We start from the raw sequence: 15710 nt of genomic DNA, 5'->3' as shown, positions 1-15710 counted from the left end.
GACATACAGGCAATGACTCCGGGGGATCTCGGAACCTTCGTCATTTCATGGGAGCAGACGGAAATTGACGGCGCGACGGGCGCGGCCCCCGAGGCGCTGACGCGCGGCGCCACATGGCGCTGGCGGGGAGAGGCCTTCTGCATCGACGGGCCCTCGGCGCCGCTTTTGCTCACCGGCGCGCTTGGCGCGGCAGAGTTGCGCGCACGCGCAGCGCGATCCGTGCGCCGGATCGTCGGGCCTGCACGCACAAAGCCGGGCGCGGCGGGCGATGTGCCCGAGCGCGCGCTGCCGGTGCTTGCCGATCCCGGCTTCACCCTCACCGATGGCCCTTCGGCCTATCGCGTCGGCTTTCTCGAGACCGCGCGCGGGCCGCTTTTGCTTTTTTCCGGGCCGATCCCGCCGCGCGACACCGATTTGTGGGTGGTCGAGACCACGCTCGCCCCGCGCCCGGTGGCGCGACCCTCCCCCGAGCCGGGGGTGATCTGCTTCACGCCGGGCACCTTGATTGCCACGCCCGCGGGCGCCCGCCCGGTGGAGGCGTTGCGGCCCGGTGAGACGGTGTTGACCCGCGATGACGGCGCGCAGCCGATCCTTTGGATCGGGGCGCAGCGGATGAGCGGGGCGCGGCTTCATGCGCTGCCGGGGCTTTGCCCGGTGCGGATTTCGGCGGGCGCTTTCGGCATGGATTGCCCCGAGCGGGATCTGCTCGTCTCGCCGCACCACCGGATGCTGGTCAAAGGGCGTGCGGTGCGCGCGCTCTTTGATGCGCCCGAGGTGCTGGTGCGGGCGGTTGATCTTGTCGATGGCGGCGCGGTGCGCGGTGCCCGCTCCGTGCCCGAAGTGCTTTATATTCATGTGATGCTGGCCCGGCATGCGGTGCTCTGGGCCAATGGCGTGGGCTGCGAGAGTTTTCATCCCGCCTCTGCAAATCTTGACGGGCTCACGCACAAGGCGCGGGCGGGGCTGCTTGCGGCCTGCCCGGATCTGGCCCAGAACCCGGAGGCCTATGGCGGATTTGCGCGCCGGGTGCTGAGCGCGCCCGAGGCGGTGATCTTGCGCCATGATCGGGCGGCCTGATCAGCGCTCGGTCAGCTTCAGCTCGATGCGGCGGTTTTGCGCGCGTGCTTCGGGGCTCGTGCCCGCGGCCACCGGGCGAAACTCGCCAAAGCCCGCCGCGGCAAGGCGCTTGGGGTCAAACCCCTGCGCGTCGATCAGGTAGCGCACCACCGAAAGCGCGCGGGCCTGGCTCAGCTCCCAGTTGTCCTTGAACGCGCCCTGACCGGAAAGCGGCGTGTCATCGGTGAAGCCGTCGACCTCCAGCACCCAGTCGATTTCCGGCGGGATCTCGGAGGCCAGCGCGCGGAAGGTCTCGGCCACGCGCGCGATCTGCGCCTGCCCCTCGGGGGCGAGATCGGCCGCACCGGGCTGGAACAGCACTTCGGAGGAAAACACGAACCGGTCGCCCACCACGCGCACGCCCTGCCGCCCTTCCAGCAGCTGCGACATCCGCCCGAAAAACTCGGAGCGGTAGCGGGCGAGGTCTTTTGCCTCTGCCTCGGCGCGTTTGCGGGCCTCTTCCTCCAGTGCCGCGCGGCGCTTTTGCTCTGCCGCGACCTGCGCGAGCGCCGCATTGAGCTGGGAGCCGAGCGCCTCGACCTGCACCTTGGCGGCATCGTCCTTGGCCTTGGCCTGATCAAGCACCGCCTGCAGATCGGCAAGCTGGCCGCGCAGGGCCGCGATCTGCTGGTTCAGAAGCGCCACCTGCTCGGCATTGCGGTCCGCCTCGGCGCGGGTCTCGGTGAGGGTCTTCTCGGCCAGCGCCTTGAGGGCCGCCTGTTTTTCGGCCTCGGTCATCTGCGTGTCGAGCCGGCCTTGCAAATCCTGCTTCGCGGCCTCTGCCGCGGCAAGGAGGGTGAGCGTTTCCTCTGCTTTCTTGCGCGCCTGCTCAAGGTCGAGCCGGGCCGCGGAAAGGGCGCTCTCCGAGGCCCGCAAATCTGCCTGAAGCCCGGCGATCTGGGTTGCCCGCCCCTCAAGATCGGCGCCCTGCGCCGCGATCGTGGCATCTTGCGCGGTGATCCGGTTGCGCGCAGCCTCGGCATCGGCCAAGAGCCCCGCCACCTGCGCCTCGAAAGCGGAGATCTTTTCGCCTGCCGCGGTGAGCCGCCCGGTCAGCGCAGTGTTTTGCGCCTCTTGCAGGGAGAGCGCCTGCGCCAGCCCCGCCACCTGCGCGGCAAGGGCATCAAGCTCTTGATCCTTCGTCGTGATGGTGTCGCGCAGCATGGATTGCACGATCAGGAAGATCGAGATCACGAAGAACAGCACCATCAAAAGCGCGGCCATCGCATCGACGAAGCCGGGCCAGACATTGGTGGAAAAGCGCGCGCTGCGCCGCGCAGAAAGTGCCATTTAGCCCTCCGTGCGCACGCGGGTGAGCACCGCGCGGGTGAGGGCGGCAAAGTCGTTGTGCAGCTCGGCAAGGCTCTCCTGTCGCCCGGCGGCCATCTCTTCGAGAAGCCGCGAGATTTGCAGGTCGATCGAGCGCATCCGCATCCGCATCTCGCCATCGACCTCGGCATCTTGCGCCGCCTCGGCGCGCGCGCTCAAGGCTTCGAGCGCGCCGATCAGCCGCTCCTGACCCGCCGCCATCCGGCCAATCGCCTCGGCCTGCGCTGCGCGCGCGGCGAGCTCCGGCGCCATCTGCCCGGCAAATTCGGTGAAGGCTTGCGACAGCCGCGCCAGTTGCACCTCGGTCTGCCCGCGCGCATGTTCGGCGCGGGTAAAGAGCGTTTGCAGCGCATCCATCTGCTCGGCCATATGGTCGAGGATCTCCGCAACGGCCGAATTCTCCCCGCCCTCGCCCTCTCCGGCGGCAAAGCTGAGCCGCGTGATCGAGGAGATCCATTCCTCCAGCTCGCGGTAAAAGCGGTTCTGGCCATGGGTGACAAAGAGTTCGAGCAAGCCCACCACGAGAGAGCCCGCCAGCCCCAGAAGCGAGGAGGAAAAGGCCGTGCCCATGCCGCCAAGCTGGCTCTCCAGCCCGGCCATCAGCCGGTCAAAGACCGCGGTGGCGGTCTCGCCCGGCGCGGGGGCGAGCGCGCGGATCGTGTCCACCACCCCCGGAACGGTTGTGGCGAGCCCGTAAAACGTGCCCAGAAGACCAAGGAAGATCAAGAGGTTGGAGAGATAGCGCGTGATGTCGCGCGCCTCGTCGATGCGGGTGCCGACCGATTCAAGGATCGAGCGCGCGGCAGAGGTGGCGATGGAGCGGCTTGAGCCGCGGGCCCCAAGGAGCGCGGCCAGCGGCGCAAGCATCTGCGGCGGGCGGTATTGCGGGCGGCCCGGGCGGTCTGCGGCGAAGCTCTCGATCCAGACCACGGCTTTGGCGAGTTGCGCCACTTGCCAGAAGCAGCCAAGCATGCCCAGCACGAAGACGGCGAGGATCAGCCCGTTCAGCCATGGGCTCGCCTCGAAGATCGAGAACACCCGGCCATAAGCGAACCAGCCGCCCAACCCCACGAGGGCGAGCACCGCAAGCATCGAGATCACTTGCCGGACGGGTTGCGAGAATTGCGGGGCCTGAGGGCGGGCCGGTGCGCGCATGGAGTGCCTCTCGTCTTCGTTTCCGCAAAGACTAGGGCGCGGGCGGCGCGCTCACAAGGGTCAAGCCGTGAGCGCACGCACCCGTGTGGCCAGTGTGGCGAGCGCGTCATCCTCCAGCCCCCATTCGGCAAGATGCGCAGCGGTGTTGAAGAGGTAATCACGGTTCGGCCCGCGCGATCCGACGGCGGTGGCGATGATCACGGCCTCTTCTTCGGGCGTCAGGCGGCAGTATTGCGGGCCCTCGGGGTCAACCACATAGGTGATCGCGCTGACCTCGCGCCCGTCTTCGAGGGTGAGCGGCACGCTGCGCTCAAGATAAGCGTTCGAAATCAGCTCGCGCGCGCGGGTCTCGGCCAGCACCCGGTCCCGGTCTGCCTCCGGCACGCGCAGCGCAAGGCCACGGCACCGGGCGCCCGGGGCGGCATCGAGCGCGAGCACCAGCCCCGGCGCCTCCGCCGTGCCGCGAAAATGGATCGAGCGCATGCAAAAGCTGCGGGCCCAGCCATCGAGCCGGGCGCGGACCGCCTCTGCGGGCGCAAAGCCCGGATCCCAGATCAGCGATCCGTAGCCGAAGATCCAGAGTGCGTTGGTCATCCGCTGGCCCTCCCTTGCGGCGCGGCATAGAGTGTGGCGCAGGGTTTGGAAAGGGGGCGCGATGCGGGGCTGGATCGGGGCAGGGCTTTTTGTGGCGGCGCTGGGCGCAGCAAGCTGGGGCGCGGGCCTGGCGCTGGAGCGGGGGGCCGTGGCGGGTTTTGCGGCGCTTTCGGCGCGCGGGCAAGGCGGGCTCGAAGCGGCGCGGGCCGTGGGCTTTCCGGCGCGGATCGGTGTGGATCTGCAAGGGGTTGCGCTGCGCGATCCGGCCCGCGGGATCGACTGGCAGATCCCCGCGGCCAAGGTTGCGGCGCCGCTCTGGGCGCCCTGGTCCTGGCGCGCCGATCTGGCACTGCCGCAAAAGCTCACGCTCGGCGGGCAAAGCTTCACGCTCACCGGCGCTCAGGCGCAGGGCGCGATGCGGCTCGGTTTCGGGGCGGATCTGCCGCTGCGCGCCCTCGGGGCGGATCTGCAGGCGATCCGCCTGGCTCATGACGCATCGCAAACCCCGTCGCTCGCACTGCAAGATCTGACGTTTGCCCTTGAAAGCGCCGACTCTGCGGGGGGGTATCTTCTGCGGGCGCGGGCGCGCGATGTGACCTTGCCGCCGCGGCTTGTTGCGGCATTCGCGCCACAGGCGCGCTTCCCCGACCAGATCGAAACACTGTCGCTTGACGCGAAGCTGACCTTCGCCGCGCCGTTTGGGCTTTTGCAACACCGCCCGCCGCGGCTCACCGGTGTTGAGATCGATGCCGCCGAACTGGTCTGGGGCGGGCATGCGCTGGCGGTCACCGGAGCGTTTGCGATCAGCCCCGAAGGCTGGCCGGAAGGCTCGGTGACGCTCGCCGTTTCCGATTGGGACGCCTGGCTCACGCTTGCCAGGGGCGCGGGGGTCGTGCCCGCCGACAAAATGCCGATGCTCTCGGCGCTGGGGCAGGGGCTTGCGCGCCAAAGTGCTGACGGGCGCGTGCATCTGCCGCTCTCGTTCCAGAACGGGATGACCTATTTTGCCGGGCTGCCGCTTGGCCCGGCGCCGCGGCTGGGGCTTTAGCGGCAGTAGTTGCCGGAGCGATACCGCGCGGTGTCAACATGGATGTGGTTGAGGTGGAACCGGTCCGACTTTGGCCCGAGCACGGTACCGAAGGGCCCGCAGGCTGCGGCATGGATCGCGCGCAAGATCCGCGGCTCGCGGTTCCAGCCGGTGAGCACGTCGATCACCGTGCCGTTGCGCAGCGTCACGCCGCCAAAATCGACGGCGCGGCCCCGCCCGTGTTCGGAGATTTTTGCACCGCGCTGATTGTTGCGCGGGCGGCAGGTGTAGCTGGCCAGCACCTCGATCCGCGCGATGCCGCCGCCCTTGCGGCCAACGGCGGGCACGATGCCGCGATCAATCCATGTTTTCATCGCTTGGGCCGTGGCGCAGTCGATCGTGAGCGGCTCGGAGAAGGGGATGCCCGAGATCGCCGTGACCCTGACGCCCTCGCTGAGCCCGCAGCCCTGAATCTGGCCCGCAATCGCCGCGATCGGGGCGCCTTCGATGCCGCGCGTGCCGCACAGCGCGCCGCGCTGTGGCGCCACGGGGGGCGGCGCCGGGTCGGGCGCGGCAGCGCGTGGCACGACGGGCGCGATGGCGCCGGGCGCCGCAGGGGCCGCGGGCCGCGGCAGTGGCCGCGGCGCAGTTTGCAGGCCGGGGCGGAACAGGCTTCCGGGCATGGCCGCAGGAGGTGCCGGCGCGGCCGTCACCGCGTCTTCGGATGCGCTCGGGGGGGCGCTTGGGGGCGCAGCGGGCGCCAAGGCCCCGGGGCGCGGCGCGGGCCGGGGCGAGCGGGAGAGCGGGGCCGCATCAGGGCCGGGTGTTGCGATCGGGTCAGGGGGCGAGGGCGCAAGGGCGGGCGCCTCGGGCGGCGGTTCCGCCGCGGCCGGGGCGCGCGGAAAGAGCGACGCGCCCGCCGCCGCGGCGCCCGGGCGCGGGGCGGGCGGCTCGACCGTGGCCTCTGGCGGCACGGCCTCTGGCGGCACGGCCGCAGCGGGGGCAGGATGGGGACGGGGGCGGGGCGAGGTCTCGAGGATGCGGGCGCCCGCCAGCGCCGGAGCGAGCGCGAGGCCCAGCACCAGCGCAAGCGCGGCGGCCCGGCGCATCACTTGCGCTCGGCAGGCGGCGGGGCGCGACCGAAATCGGGGGCGGCGGTATCCTGCCCGGCCTCGATGATGCTGCGCCGGATCGCCCGGGTCTTGGTGAAATAGTCAAACAGCATCTCGCCGTCGCCCATTCGGATCGCGCGCTGCAGCATGAAGAGTTCCTCGGTGAACCGGCCGAGGATGTCGAGCGTGGCATCCTTGTTGGTCAGGAACACGTCGCGCCACATCGTCGGGTCCGAGGCCGCGATGCGGGTAAAATCACGAAACCCCGAGGCGGAATACTTGATCACCTCGTCATGGGTGACGCGGCGCAGATGGTCGGCCACGCCCACCATCGTATAGGCGATGAGGTGGGGGGTGTGCGAGACGACAGAGAGCACAAGGTCGTGCCGTGTCACCTCCATCTCGTCGACATTGGCGCCCATCGCCGCGAGGAAGCCCTTGAGCCGCGCGACGGCGGCCGGGTCATTGCCCTCAAGCGGCGTGATCAGCCACCAGCGGTTGACAAAAAGCGTGGCAAAACCCGAACGCGGCCCCGAATGCTCGGTGCCCGCGAGCGGGTGGCCGGGGATGAACGTGACATTTTCGGGCATATGCGGCGCCACCGCCTCGACCACGGCCTGCTTGACCGAGCCGACATCGGTGACGGTCGCGCCGGGCGCGAGATGGGGGGCGATTTCCGCGGCAATCGCCGCCATCGCACCCACCGGCACGCAAAGCACCACCAGATCGGCGCCTGCAACGGCCTCGGCGGCGGTCTCATAGACCCGATCGACAAGGCCGATCTCAAGCGCGGTCGCGCGCGTCTCCGCCGAGCGCGCATGGCCGATGATCTCGCCCGCAAGCCCGCCCTGGCGGATCGCATGCGCCATCGAGGAGGCAATGAGCCCCAGCCCGATCAGCGCGACCCGGTCATAGTGTTTCATGGCTCAGACCGTGCCGCCAGCCTTGAACACGCCGATCAGATGCGCCACGCGGCGGCAGGAGGGCTCGTCTCCCACCGTGATGCGCAGGCAATGCGGCAGACCGTAACCTGCCACGCGGCGTACGATCAGCCCGTCTTTTTTCAGGAATTCATCGCAGGCCACGGCCTCGGCCTCGGAGCCGAACCGGGCGAGCACGAAATTCGCCATCGAGGTATCGTTGGGCACGCCACGCTCGGCGAGCGCTTCGGAGAGCCAGTGGCGCAGCCGCGTGTTCTCGCCCCGGCAATGGGTGATCCAGTCCTGATCACGCACCGCCGCCTCGGCGGTTTCAAGCTGCGCGGTCGAGAGGTTGAACGGGTCGCGAATGCGGTTGAGCACGTCAATGATCGCCTGCGGCCCGTAGGCCCAGCCGATGCGCAGCCCGCCCAGACCGTAAATTTTCGAAAACGTCCGCGTCATCACCACATTGGGCAGCCGGTGCGCCAGTTCGGCGCCGCCGTCATAGCCGTCGACATATTCGGCATAGGCGCTGTCGATCACCAAAATCGCCTGTTTCGGCATGCCCATGGCCAGCCGCTCAAGCTCGGCCAGCCCCACCATCGTGCCGGTCGGGTTGTTCGGGTTGGCGATGAAGACAAGCCTTGTCTTCTTGGTGCAGGCTTTCAGGATCGCATCGACATCAATCGTGCGTTCGCGCTCGGGCACCGAAACCGGGGTCGCCCCCGCGCCCTTCGCCGCAATCGAATACATCAAGAAGCCGTGCTCGGTGTGGAGCACCTCGTCCTTGGGGCCGGCATAGGCATTGGTGAGCATGCGGATCAGCTCATCCGAGCCGACACCACAGATCACGCGGCCCGCATCGAGCCCGTGCACCTCGGCAATGGCCTGACGCAGCCCGGCATGATCGGTCGAAGGGTAGCGGTGCAGCTTGTGCATGCAGCGCTGAAACGCTTCTTTCGCCTTGTCGGAGGGCCCGTGCGGGTTCTCGTTGGAGCTGAGCTTGATCGCATCGCTCACTCCGGCCACATGCGCAGCACCGCCTTCGTAAAGCGCGATGTCGAGAATGCCGGGTTGCGGGCGGATAGGGTCGGTCATGGCAGCCTTTCCTCGTACGTGCCGCCTCAATAGCGGGCAAGTTCGCGCTTTGGAAGCCTTGTTTGGAACCCACGCCGACGGGGCGCAAAACCGTGGCGCGCTTGCCCGCTTTCTGCGCGCGATAATGTGGGTGATTTTTACGAAAAATGCACCCGATTGCGCGAGGAAGGAAGTGGCACCGGGCTTCGTTTGTCGGGCGTTGGCGCCGCCAGTCTCAAGACCAAAGGTTTGCCATGCCCTTCATGCCTTCTCTTCGCCCGGCGTTCTTGAGCGCTGCCCTGTTCTGCCTTGGTGCCGCGATGCCCGGCGTCGCCTGTGCCGATGCGCTGGCCGCAAGTTATCGAAGCCTGAGCGAAGCCGACCGGATCGCCGTGCAACGCGAGCTGCGCCGGGCCGATCTGTTTCTGGGCAATACCGACGGGCGCTGGACCGGCTCGACCGAGCGCGCGCTGCGCCGTTCGGTCGAGAAGATCGCACAGATCTCGCAAGAGCGGCTACACCCGCGGATCGGGACCGAAAGCGAGGCGGTGCAGTATCTGGGCGATCTGGGGGCGGGCAGCTACCGCCGGATTTTGTATGGCGGCAGCCTGTTTGAGCGCATCCTCTACATCGACCGCGATCCGGTGATGATGGTGCAACGCGCTCTGGCCGAACGCGCCGCAAAAAAGTGAGCCCTCAGAGGCCGGGGCCGGCGTCTTTTTGCCCCCCCAAAAAAGCGATCCCAAAGGAAAAGGGCCGCCCATCGGGCGGCCCTTTCGGTTTGGCGGCGAAGAACCGATCAGTTCTTCGCGTAGAATTCGACCACGAGGTTCGGTTCCATTTGCACCGGGTAGGGCACGTCGCCCAGCGCCGGGGTGCGCACGAAGGTCGCGGTCATCTTGTTGTGGTCGACTTCGAGATAGTCGGGCACGTCACGCTCGCCCGATTGCACGGCTTCGAGCACGAGCGCGAGTTGCTTGGAGCGATCGCGCACCGCGATCACGTCGCCTTCCTTCACGCGGTAGGAGGCGATGTTGACGCGCTTGCCGTTCACGGTGACGTGGCCGTGGTTCACGAATTGACGCGCGGCGAAGACGGTCGGCACGAATTTGGCACGGTAGATCACCGCGTCGAGGCGGCGCTCGAGCAGGCCGATCAGGTTTTCACCGGTGTCGCCCTTCACACGCTCGGCTTCGGCGTAGATGCGGCGGAATTGTTTTTCGGTCAGATCGCCGTAGTAGCCCTTGAGCTTTTGCTTGGCGCGGAGCTGGGTCCCGAAGTCCGACAGCTTGGCCTTGCGGCGCTGGCCGTGCTGGCCCGGACCGTAATCGCGCTTGTTGAGCGGCGATTTCGAGCGGCCCCAGATGTTCTCGCCCATGCGGCGGTCGATTTTGTACTTGGCAGCGGTGCGTTTGGTCATCGCTGATCTCCTTCTGTGTTACGAAGGGCGTTGTCCTTTCCCTCTGCCCCATCCGCGAGGCTTCGGGCGACAGGTTTCCCCTTGCGGGGTCCACCAACACCAATGAAAGGCCCGGCAGCCTTGGCCACCGGGATGGGCGGCTTATACAGGCCCGCGCCCGGGAGTCAACGGAGCGATGCGGAAAATCCCGCGTTCAGCGGGAAATCTCGACGCCAAGCTGGCGGCGCCCGATTTCGCGCCCTTCCCGGGTGAGCACGACCTCCGCGCTATAAGGCCCGGGCGCAAGCCCGCCTGCGGGGGCGCGCTTGCCGCCATAGCGATAAAACAGCGCTTGTGGTTTTTCCAGACGGGTCTGATGGTCGAAGACGAAACCGCCGGGGCCGGTGATGCGCAGCGTGAGCAGATCGCCTGCGCGGCTCTCATAGCCATAGGCCCAAAGAAGAAGCGGGGCGTTGGCCGGAAGGGTCGCGGGGGCGGCGAGGCCCGCTTTCACCGCGTCAAAATCTGGCGGCGCAGCCGCCAGGCCCGCCTGCAACAGCCCGCCGCCAACATAGGGCAGGGGCGCGCGCCAGAGCCCGTCTGCGGGAGCGGTGTCGCAGCTGGGCGCCGCGCCGGGATGGAACGGGTCGATCTCGTGGCCATCCTTGCGCACGGTCAGATGAAGATGGGGAAATTCTGCCGCGCCAGAAAGGCCGATCAGCCCGAGCCGGGCCCCGGCTGCGATCTGCTCTCCCGGTTTCACCGCGACCGAGCCGCGTTTGAGGTGGCAATACTGGGTCTGATAGCCCTCGGCATGGTCGATCACCACGCCATTGCCACATTCCTTGCCCGCGACGCTCTCGCCCGAGAGCAGCGCGCCATCCGCCTCACCATCGCGCACCGCGCGCACCCGGCCCGGTGCCGCGGCGAGGACCGCCACGCCTGTGGCCATTGCCGCGCGCGTGGGGAGCGCGAAATCGGTGCCGTCATGGCCCGCATAGGTGGCTGAGCCGCAGCCGTAATCGACGATGCCCGGCCCCGGGTCTCGGTCGAGGTAATGCTGGATGTAGCAGCTCTCGCCGAGCGTGCAGGCGACGGGCAGATCGAGCGTGAGCGCCGCCCCCGCGCCGGGCAGGAGCATGCTGAGAGCCAAAGCAAAAAAACCCCGCCCCGGCAAAGCAGGGCGAGGGAGGAAGAAGCTCTTGGGGGCAGGGCCCCCGGGGGCCCGGAGCCGCATCGCTCAGCCGGCGGGCAGGAGCCGCGGCTTGGTGCCCGAGAGGCGCGGCTTGCCGGGCTCTTCGACTTCGAGGGCGATCGCGTCGTCCTTCACCGTCACCCGCACCACGCCGCCTTTCATCAACCGGCCGAACAGCAGTTCCTCGGCGAGCGGCTTTTTGATGTGCTCCTGGATCACGCGGCCCAGCGGGCGGGCGCCCATCTTGTCGTCGTAGCCCTTCTCGGCGAGCCAGCCCGCGGCCTCGGGGGTCAGCTCGATATGCACGTTGCGGTCGATGAGCTGGGCTTCGAGCTGAAGCACGAACTTGTCGACCACCTGCAAGATGACCTCCCGCGGCAGCGGCGCGAAGCTCACCACCGCATCGAGGCGGTTGCGGAACTCCGGCGTGAAGGTGCGCTCGATGGCGGCGGTATCCTCGCCCTCGCGGCGCTCACGGCCAAAGCCGATCGCGGCTTTCGCCATGTCGGAGGCCCCGGCGTTCGAGGTCATGATCAGGATCACATTGCGGAAATCCACCTGACGGCCATTGTGGTCGGTCAGCTTGCCGTGGTCCATCACCTGCAGCAGGATGTTGAACACATCGGGGTGCGCCTTCTCGATCTCGTCAAGCAGCAGCACGCAATGCGGATGCTGGTCAACGCCATCGGTCAGAAGCCCGCCCTGATCAAAGCCGACATAGCCCGGAGGCGCGCCGATGAGGCGGGAGACCGCGTGTTTCTCCATGTATTCCGACATGTCGAAGCGCAGCAGCTCCACGCCGAGCGTGTTCGCAAGCTGGTTGGCCACCTCGGTCTTGCCGACGCCGGTGGGGCCGGCAAAGAGGTAGTTGCCAATCGGCTTTTCGGGCTCGCGCAGACCGGCGCGGGAGAGCTTGATCGCCGAAGCGAGCGCCTCGATCGCCTTGTCCTGACCAAACACCACGCGCTTGAGCGTTTTCTCCAGATCGCGCAGCACCTGAGCATCGTCTTTGGAGACGTTTTTCGGGGGAATGCGGGCGATCTTTGCCACCACGGCCTCGATCTCTTTCGCGCCGAGGGTCTTGCGCTTCTTGCTCTCGGGCAGAAGGTGCTGGGCCGCGCCCGCCTCGTCGATCACGTCGATCGCCTTGTCGGGAAGCTTGCGGTCATGGATGTAGCGCGCCGAAAGCTCGACCGCCGCCTTGATCGCGTCATTGGTGTAGCGCACCTCGTGGTGCTCTTCGAAATAGGGTTTGAGCCCCATCAGGATCTTGATGCTGTCGGGCACAGAGGGCTCGTTCACGTCGATCTTCTGGAACCGGCGCGAGAGCGCGCGGTCCTTTTCGAAGTGCTGACGGAATTCCTTGTAGGTGGTCGAGCCCATGCAGCGCAGCTTGCCGCCCTGCAGCGCGGGCTTGAGCAGGTTGGAGGCATCCATCGCGCCGCCCGAGGTGGCCCCGGCACCGATCACGGTGTGGATCTCGTCGATGAAGAGGATCGCGTCGGGATGATCTTCGAGCTCTTTCACGACCGCTTTCAGCCGCTCTTCAAAGTCACCGCGGTAGCGGGTGCCCGCCAGAAGCGCGCCCATGTCGAGCGAGTAGATCGTGGCATGGGCCAGAATTTCCGGCGTCTCGCCGCGGGTGATCTTGAGCGCGAGGCCCTCGGCGATGGCGGTTTTGCCCACGCCCGGATCGCCCACCAGAAGCGGGTTGTTCTTGCGGCGGCGGCACAGCACCTGAATGCAGCGCTCGACCTCTTCGGCGCGCCCGATCAGCGGGTCGATATCGCCTTTTTGCGATTTCTGGTTCAGGTTCACGCAGTATTTGCCAAGCGCGGATTCCTTTGCCTCGCCGGGCTGCGCGGCCTCGGATTTCGTCTCTTCCTCGGCGCCGACAACCGGACGGGCCTCGCCAAATTCCGGGTCTTTTGCCACGCCATGGGCGATGAAGTTCACCGCGTCATAGCGGGTCATGTCCTGCTCTTGCAGGAAGAAGGCGGCGTTGCTCTCGCGCTCGGCAAAGATCGCGACGAGCACATTCGCCCCCGTCACCTCGGTGCGGCCCGAGCTTTGCACATGGATCGCGGCGCGCTGGATCACCCGCTGGAAGGCGGCGGTGGGAACGGCTTCGGAGCCTTCCACCTCGGTGATCAGCGTCGAGAGATCGTCGTCGATGAATTCGGTCAGGGTCTGGCGGAGTTCCTCCAGATCCACGCCACAAGCCCGCATCACACGGCTGGCATCCGGTTCGTCGAGCAGCGCCAGAAGCAGGTGTTCAAGCGTCGCCAGTTCGTGTTTGCGCGTATTGGCAAGGGCCAAGGCCGCGTGAATTGCTTGTTCGAGCGTGGTCGAGAACGAGGGCATCCGGCGCTCCTTTCATGGGGTAATCAGATCCTGGCGTCACAAGGTTAAAGTTCGGTGGATTTCGCTCCGCTTCAAGCCCCGATGTCGAAATTTCGTCACACAAGCTGATCGTGCCTCAAAAGTGAACGCTTTGCCCGGCGGACGTTCAAAGCCGCGCCAGCATCGGGGCGGGGGCGCCCGGCTGTGGGCCAAATGCCACAAAAGAAGGGGCGCGCGGGTTGCATCGCTCGGGCGAGCGGTCCAAGAGGGGGCATCCCCGGAGGCAAGACATGCGGACTATGAGGATCTCGCGCTCCGCGATGTGGCGGCGGTCGCGCGCAATGGTGAATTCGCGGCGTTTGTGGAAAACGCGGCTGGTGTTCTGGCTCGGCGCGCTGGCGATCGGGGCGATTGGCGCGGGTTTCGCGATTGCCGCCGACTATGCGCAGGAGTTCTTTGCGCGCTATGTGCTGCCGGGCGCCGGGGGCTGGCTGGTGCTTGCCGTCGCCCCGCTTGGCTTTGCGCTGAGTGCGCTGATCGTGAACCTCTGGTTTCCGGGGGCGCAGGGTTCGGGCATTCCGCAGGCGATTGCCGCGCGCCATCTGCGCGACGACCCGCGGCGCGGCGGGCTTTTGACCCTGCGCATCATCTTTGGCAAGATCTTCCTCACCGTTTTCGGGCTGGCCTGTGGCGCCTCGATCGGGCGCGAGGGGCCAACGGTGCAGGTCGGCGCCTCGATCATGGCGCAGGCGGCGCGGATCGGCAATCTTGCGCATCGGCGCGGGCTGATCCTCGCGGGCTCGGCCGCCGGGATCGCCGCCGCGTTCAACACGCCGCTGGCCGGGATCGTCTTTGCGATCGAAGAGATGAGCCGGGCCTATCAGGCGCGCACCAACGGGCTGGTGCTCTCGACCGTGATCATCGCGGGCCTCTCGTCGCTCGGCATCCTCGGCTCCTACACCTATTACGGGATCTCCAAGGAAGTCGCGCATCTGCCCGCCGACCTGCCGCTGGTGCTGGTGTGCGGGCTGGGGGGCGGGGTCTTCGGGGCGCTGTTCTCGCGGCTCGTGATCTCGACCACACGGCGGATCCGGCGCTTCAAGGGGATGGGCCCGCGTCGGCGCGCGATGATCATCGCGGGCACGGCGGGGCTTGTTACCGCGCTTGTCGGTCTGGCCTGCGGCGGCGAGGTGTTTGGCACCGGCTACGCGCAGGCGCGCGCCGCAGTGGAGGGCGAAACGCTTTCGATCAGCTTCTTCATCGGCAAGTTCGTGACCACCCTTGCCGCCACCGTCTCCGGTATTCCGGGCGGGCTCTTCGCGCCCTCGCTCTCGGTCGGTGCGGGGCTTGGTGCGGCGCTTGGCGCGCTTCTCGGCTCCTCGATCGGTCTTGCGGCGATCCTCGGCATGGCGGGGTATTTTGCGGGCGTGACACAAGCGCCGATGACCGCCTTCGTGATCATCTTCGAGATGACCGGCAACCATGACGACGTGATCGCGATCATGGCGGCGGCGATGCTCGGCTATGGCACCTCGCGCATCATCCAGCCCGAGCCGCTTTACCACGCGCTCTCGCGGCTTTTCATCGCCGATGCGCTGCGCGCGCGCCGCGCGGCGGCGCAACCGCCCAAACCGCGGGAAGAGGCGCCGCCTTCCGCGTGATCAGAACCGGTCCTTGCGGGCGCGCGCTTCGGTGAACACATCGAGCGCACGCGCGCCCTCTCCAAGCCCAAGCGCCGCGCGCAGGCCCGGATCGCTGCCGCGCAGGAACGGGTTTGTCGCAAGCTCAAGCGAGAGCGGCACCGGGAGGGTGGGCCGGCCCTCTTGCCGTGCCGCCTCTGCCGCCGCCATGCGGGCCTTCAGCGCCGGGGCATCGGGTTCGAGGCTCAGCGCAAAGCGACCGTTGGCGAGCGTATATTCGTGGCCCGAGCAGACCAGCGTTTCGGCGGGCAGCGCCGCGAGGCGGGTGAGTGTGTCGTGCATCTGCGCGGGCGTGCCCTCAAAGAGCCGCCCACAGCCCCAGCTCATCAGGCTGTCGCCTGAAAAGAGGAGCCCGGCGCCGGGCAGATAATAGGCGATATGGCCGAGTGTGTGGCCATCGGCGGCGAGCACCTGCACCTCCTCCACGCCGACCGGCAGCACCTCGCCGGGCGCAAGCGGATGATCGAGCGGGGGGAGCCGGGCAGCATCCGCCGCCGCGCCCGCCACCTTTGCGCCCGTCGCCTGCGCCAGGGCCTCGGCCCCCGCGATATGGTCGTTGTGGTGATGGGTGAGCAGGATGTGATGAAGCTGCCAGTCGCGTTCGGCAAGCACCCGCATCAGCGGCGCGGCCTCCGGAACGTCGACGGCAACGGTGGTATCGGTGGCCGTGTCATGCCACAGATAGGCATAATTGTCGGTCAGACAGGGAATGGTGAGCAGTTCGAGGGTCATGGCGTTTTGAA

Annotated in this window: 14 protein-coding genes; 4 read left to right on the top strand and 10 right to left on the bottom strand. The window is 67.6% G+C overall.

Translation table 11 applies throughout. The features are described 5' to 3' along the window. The first annotated feature begins 12 nt into the window (after positions 1–12). On the top strand, positions 13–1077 hold the full coding sequence (locus ACFSM0_RS05890; RefSeq protein WP_377388274.1) for a Hint domain-containing protein: 1065 nt from the start codon (positions 13–15) through the stop codon (positions 1075–1077). On the opposite strand, the gene ACFSM0_RS05885 is transcribed toward ACFSM0_RS05890, so the two are convergent. Genes ACFSM0_RS05885 through ACFSM0_RS05875 form a run of 3 tightly spaced genes read right to left on the bottom strand, consistent with a single transcriptional unit; the run spans position 1078 to position 4194 of the window. Beyond that, positions 1078–2406 (bottom strand): peptidoglycan -binding protein, encoded by a 1329-nt coding sequence (locus ACFSM0_RS05885; RefSeq protein WP_377388272.1) that lies wholly within the window; start codon positions 2404–2406, stop codon positions 1078–1080. After that, positions 2407–3600, bottom strand: a complete 1194-nt coding sequence (locus tag ACFSM0_RS05880; protein ID WP_377388270.1) for a biopolymer transporter ExbB — start codon at positions 3598–3600, stop codon at positions 2407–2409. It abuts the gene before it with no gap. A 60-nt stretch (positions 3601–3660) separates the two neighbouring features. Further along, positions 3661–4194, bottom strand: a complete 534-nt coding sequence (locus ACFSM0_RS05875) for a gamma-glutamylcyclotransferase (protein WP_377388268.1) — start codon at positions 4192–4194, stop codon at positions 3661–3663. Between the two features lie 61 nt (positions 4195–4255). Between ACFSM0_RS05875 and ACFSM0_RS05870 the strand changes: the two genes are divergently transcribed. Then, positions 4256–5242 (top strand): DUF2125 domain-containing protein, encoded by a 987-nt coding sequence (locus ACFSM0_RS05870; protein WP_377388266.1) that lies wholly within the window; start codon positions 4256–4258, stop codon positions 5240–5242. On the opposite strand, the gene ACFSM0_RS05865 is transcribed toward ACFSM0_RS05870, so the two are convergent. Genes ACFSM0_RS05865 through hisC form a run of 3 tightly spaced genes read right to left on the bottom strand, consistent with a single transcriptional unit; the run spans position 5239 to position 8351 of the window. Continuing rightward, entirely contained in the window at positions 5239–6330 is a 1092-nt protein-coding gene (locus ACFSM0_RS05865) for an extensin-like domain-containing protein (protein ID WP_377388264.1), read from the bottom strand. The genes ACFSM0_RS05870 and ACFSM0_RS05865 overlap by 4 nt on opposite strands. Next, positions 6330–7256: a prephenate/arogenate dehydrogenase family protein gene (locus ACFSM0_RS05860; RefSeq protein ID WP_377388262.1), complete on the bottom strand. Its 927-nt coding sequence runs from the start codon at positions 7254–7256 to the stop codon at positions 6330–6332. Before ACFSM0_RS05860 ends, ACFSM0_RS05865 begins: the two co-directional genes overlap by 1 nt. 3 nt (positions 7257–7259) lie before the next feature. Continuing rightward, complete coding sequence (hisC, locus tag ACFSM0_RS05855; RefSeq protein ID WP_377388260.1) at positions 7260–8351, bottom strand: histidinol-phosphate transaminase; 1092 nt, start codon at positions 8349–8351, stop codon at positions 7260–7262. A gap of 266 nt (positions 8352–8617) precedes the next feature. Here hisC and ACFSM0_RS05850 point away from each other — a divergent pair, with 266 nt between their 5' ends. Continuing rightward, complete coding sequence (locus ACFSM0_RS05850; RefSeq protein WP_377388258.1) at positions 8618–9022, top strand: hypothetical protein; 405 nt, start codon at positions 8618–8620, stop codon at positions 9020–9022. A 107-nt stretch (positions 9023–9129) separates the two neighbouring features. Here the strand turns inward: ACFSM0_RS05850 and rpsD are convergent, their stop codons facing one another. The 3 genes from rpsD to clpA all read right to left on the bottom strand — a co-directional run bounded on the left by rpsD (position 9130) and on the right by clpA (position 13288). After that, on the bottom strand, positions 9130–9750 hold the full coding sequence (gene rpsD, locus ACFSM0_RS05845; RefSeq protein ID WP_377388256.1) for a 30S ribosomal protein S4: 621 nt from the start codon (positions 9748–9750) through the stop codon (positions 9130–9132). 193 nt (positions 9751–9943) lie between these two features. Next, positions 9944–10870 (bottom strand): M23 family metallopeptidase, encoded by a 927-nt coding sequence (locus tag ACFSM0_RS05840; RefSeq protein WP_377388254.1) that lies wholly within the window; start codon positions 10868–10870, stop codon positions 9944–9946. Between the two features lie 99 nt (positions 10871–10969). Further along, a complete protein-coding gene (clpA, locus tag ACFSM0_RS05835; protein WP_377388252.1) occupies positions 10970–13288 on the bottom strand; it encodes an ATP-dependent Clp protease ATP-binding subunit ClpA in 2319 nt (772 codons plus the stop codon). Between the two features lie 269 nt (positions 13289–13557). On the opposite strand from clpA, the gene ACFSM0_RS05830 reads away from it, so the two are divergent. Beyond that, on the top strand, positions 13558–14928 hold the full coding sequence (locus ACFSM0_RS05830) for a chloride channel protein (protein ID WP_377388250.1): 1371 nt from the start codon (positions 13558–13560) through the stop codon (positions 14926–14928). Here the strand turns inward: ACFSM0_RS05830 and gloB are convergent, their stop codons facing one another. Continuing rightward, positions 14929–15699 carry a hydroxyacylglutathione hydrolase gene (gloB, locus tag ACFSM0_RS05825; RefSeq protein WP_377388248.1) on the bottom strand — a complete coding sequence of 257 codons (771 nt, stop codon included), beginning with the start codon at positions 15697–15699 and terminating at the stop codon, positions 14929–14931. Between the last annotated feature and the right edge of the window lie 11 nt (positions 15700–15710).

The sequence above is a fragment of the Rhodobacter lacus genome, from assembly GCF_042683065.1.
GTDB classification, from domain to species: Bacteria; Pseudomonadota; Alphaproteobacteria; order Rhodobacterales; family Rhodobacteraceae; genus Rhodobacter; species Rhodobacter lacus.
The sequence above is the reverse complement of the archived record's forward strand: the minus strand, read 5'-3'. Positions and strand labels throughout refer to the sequence as shown.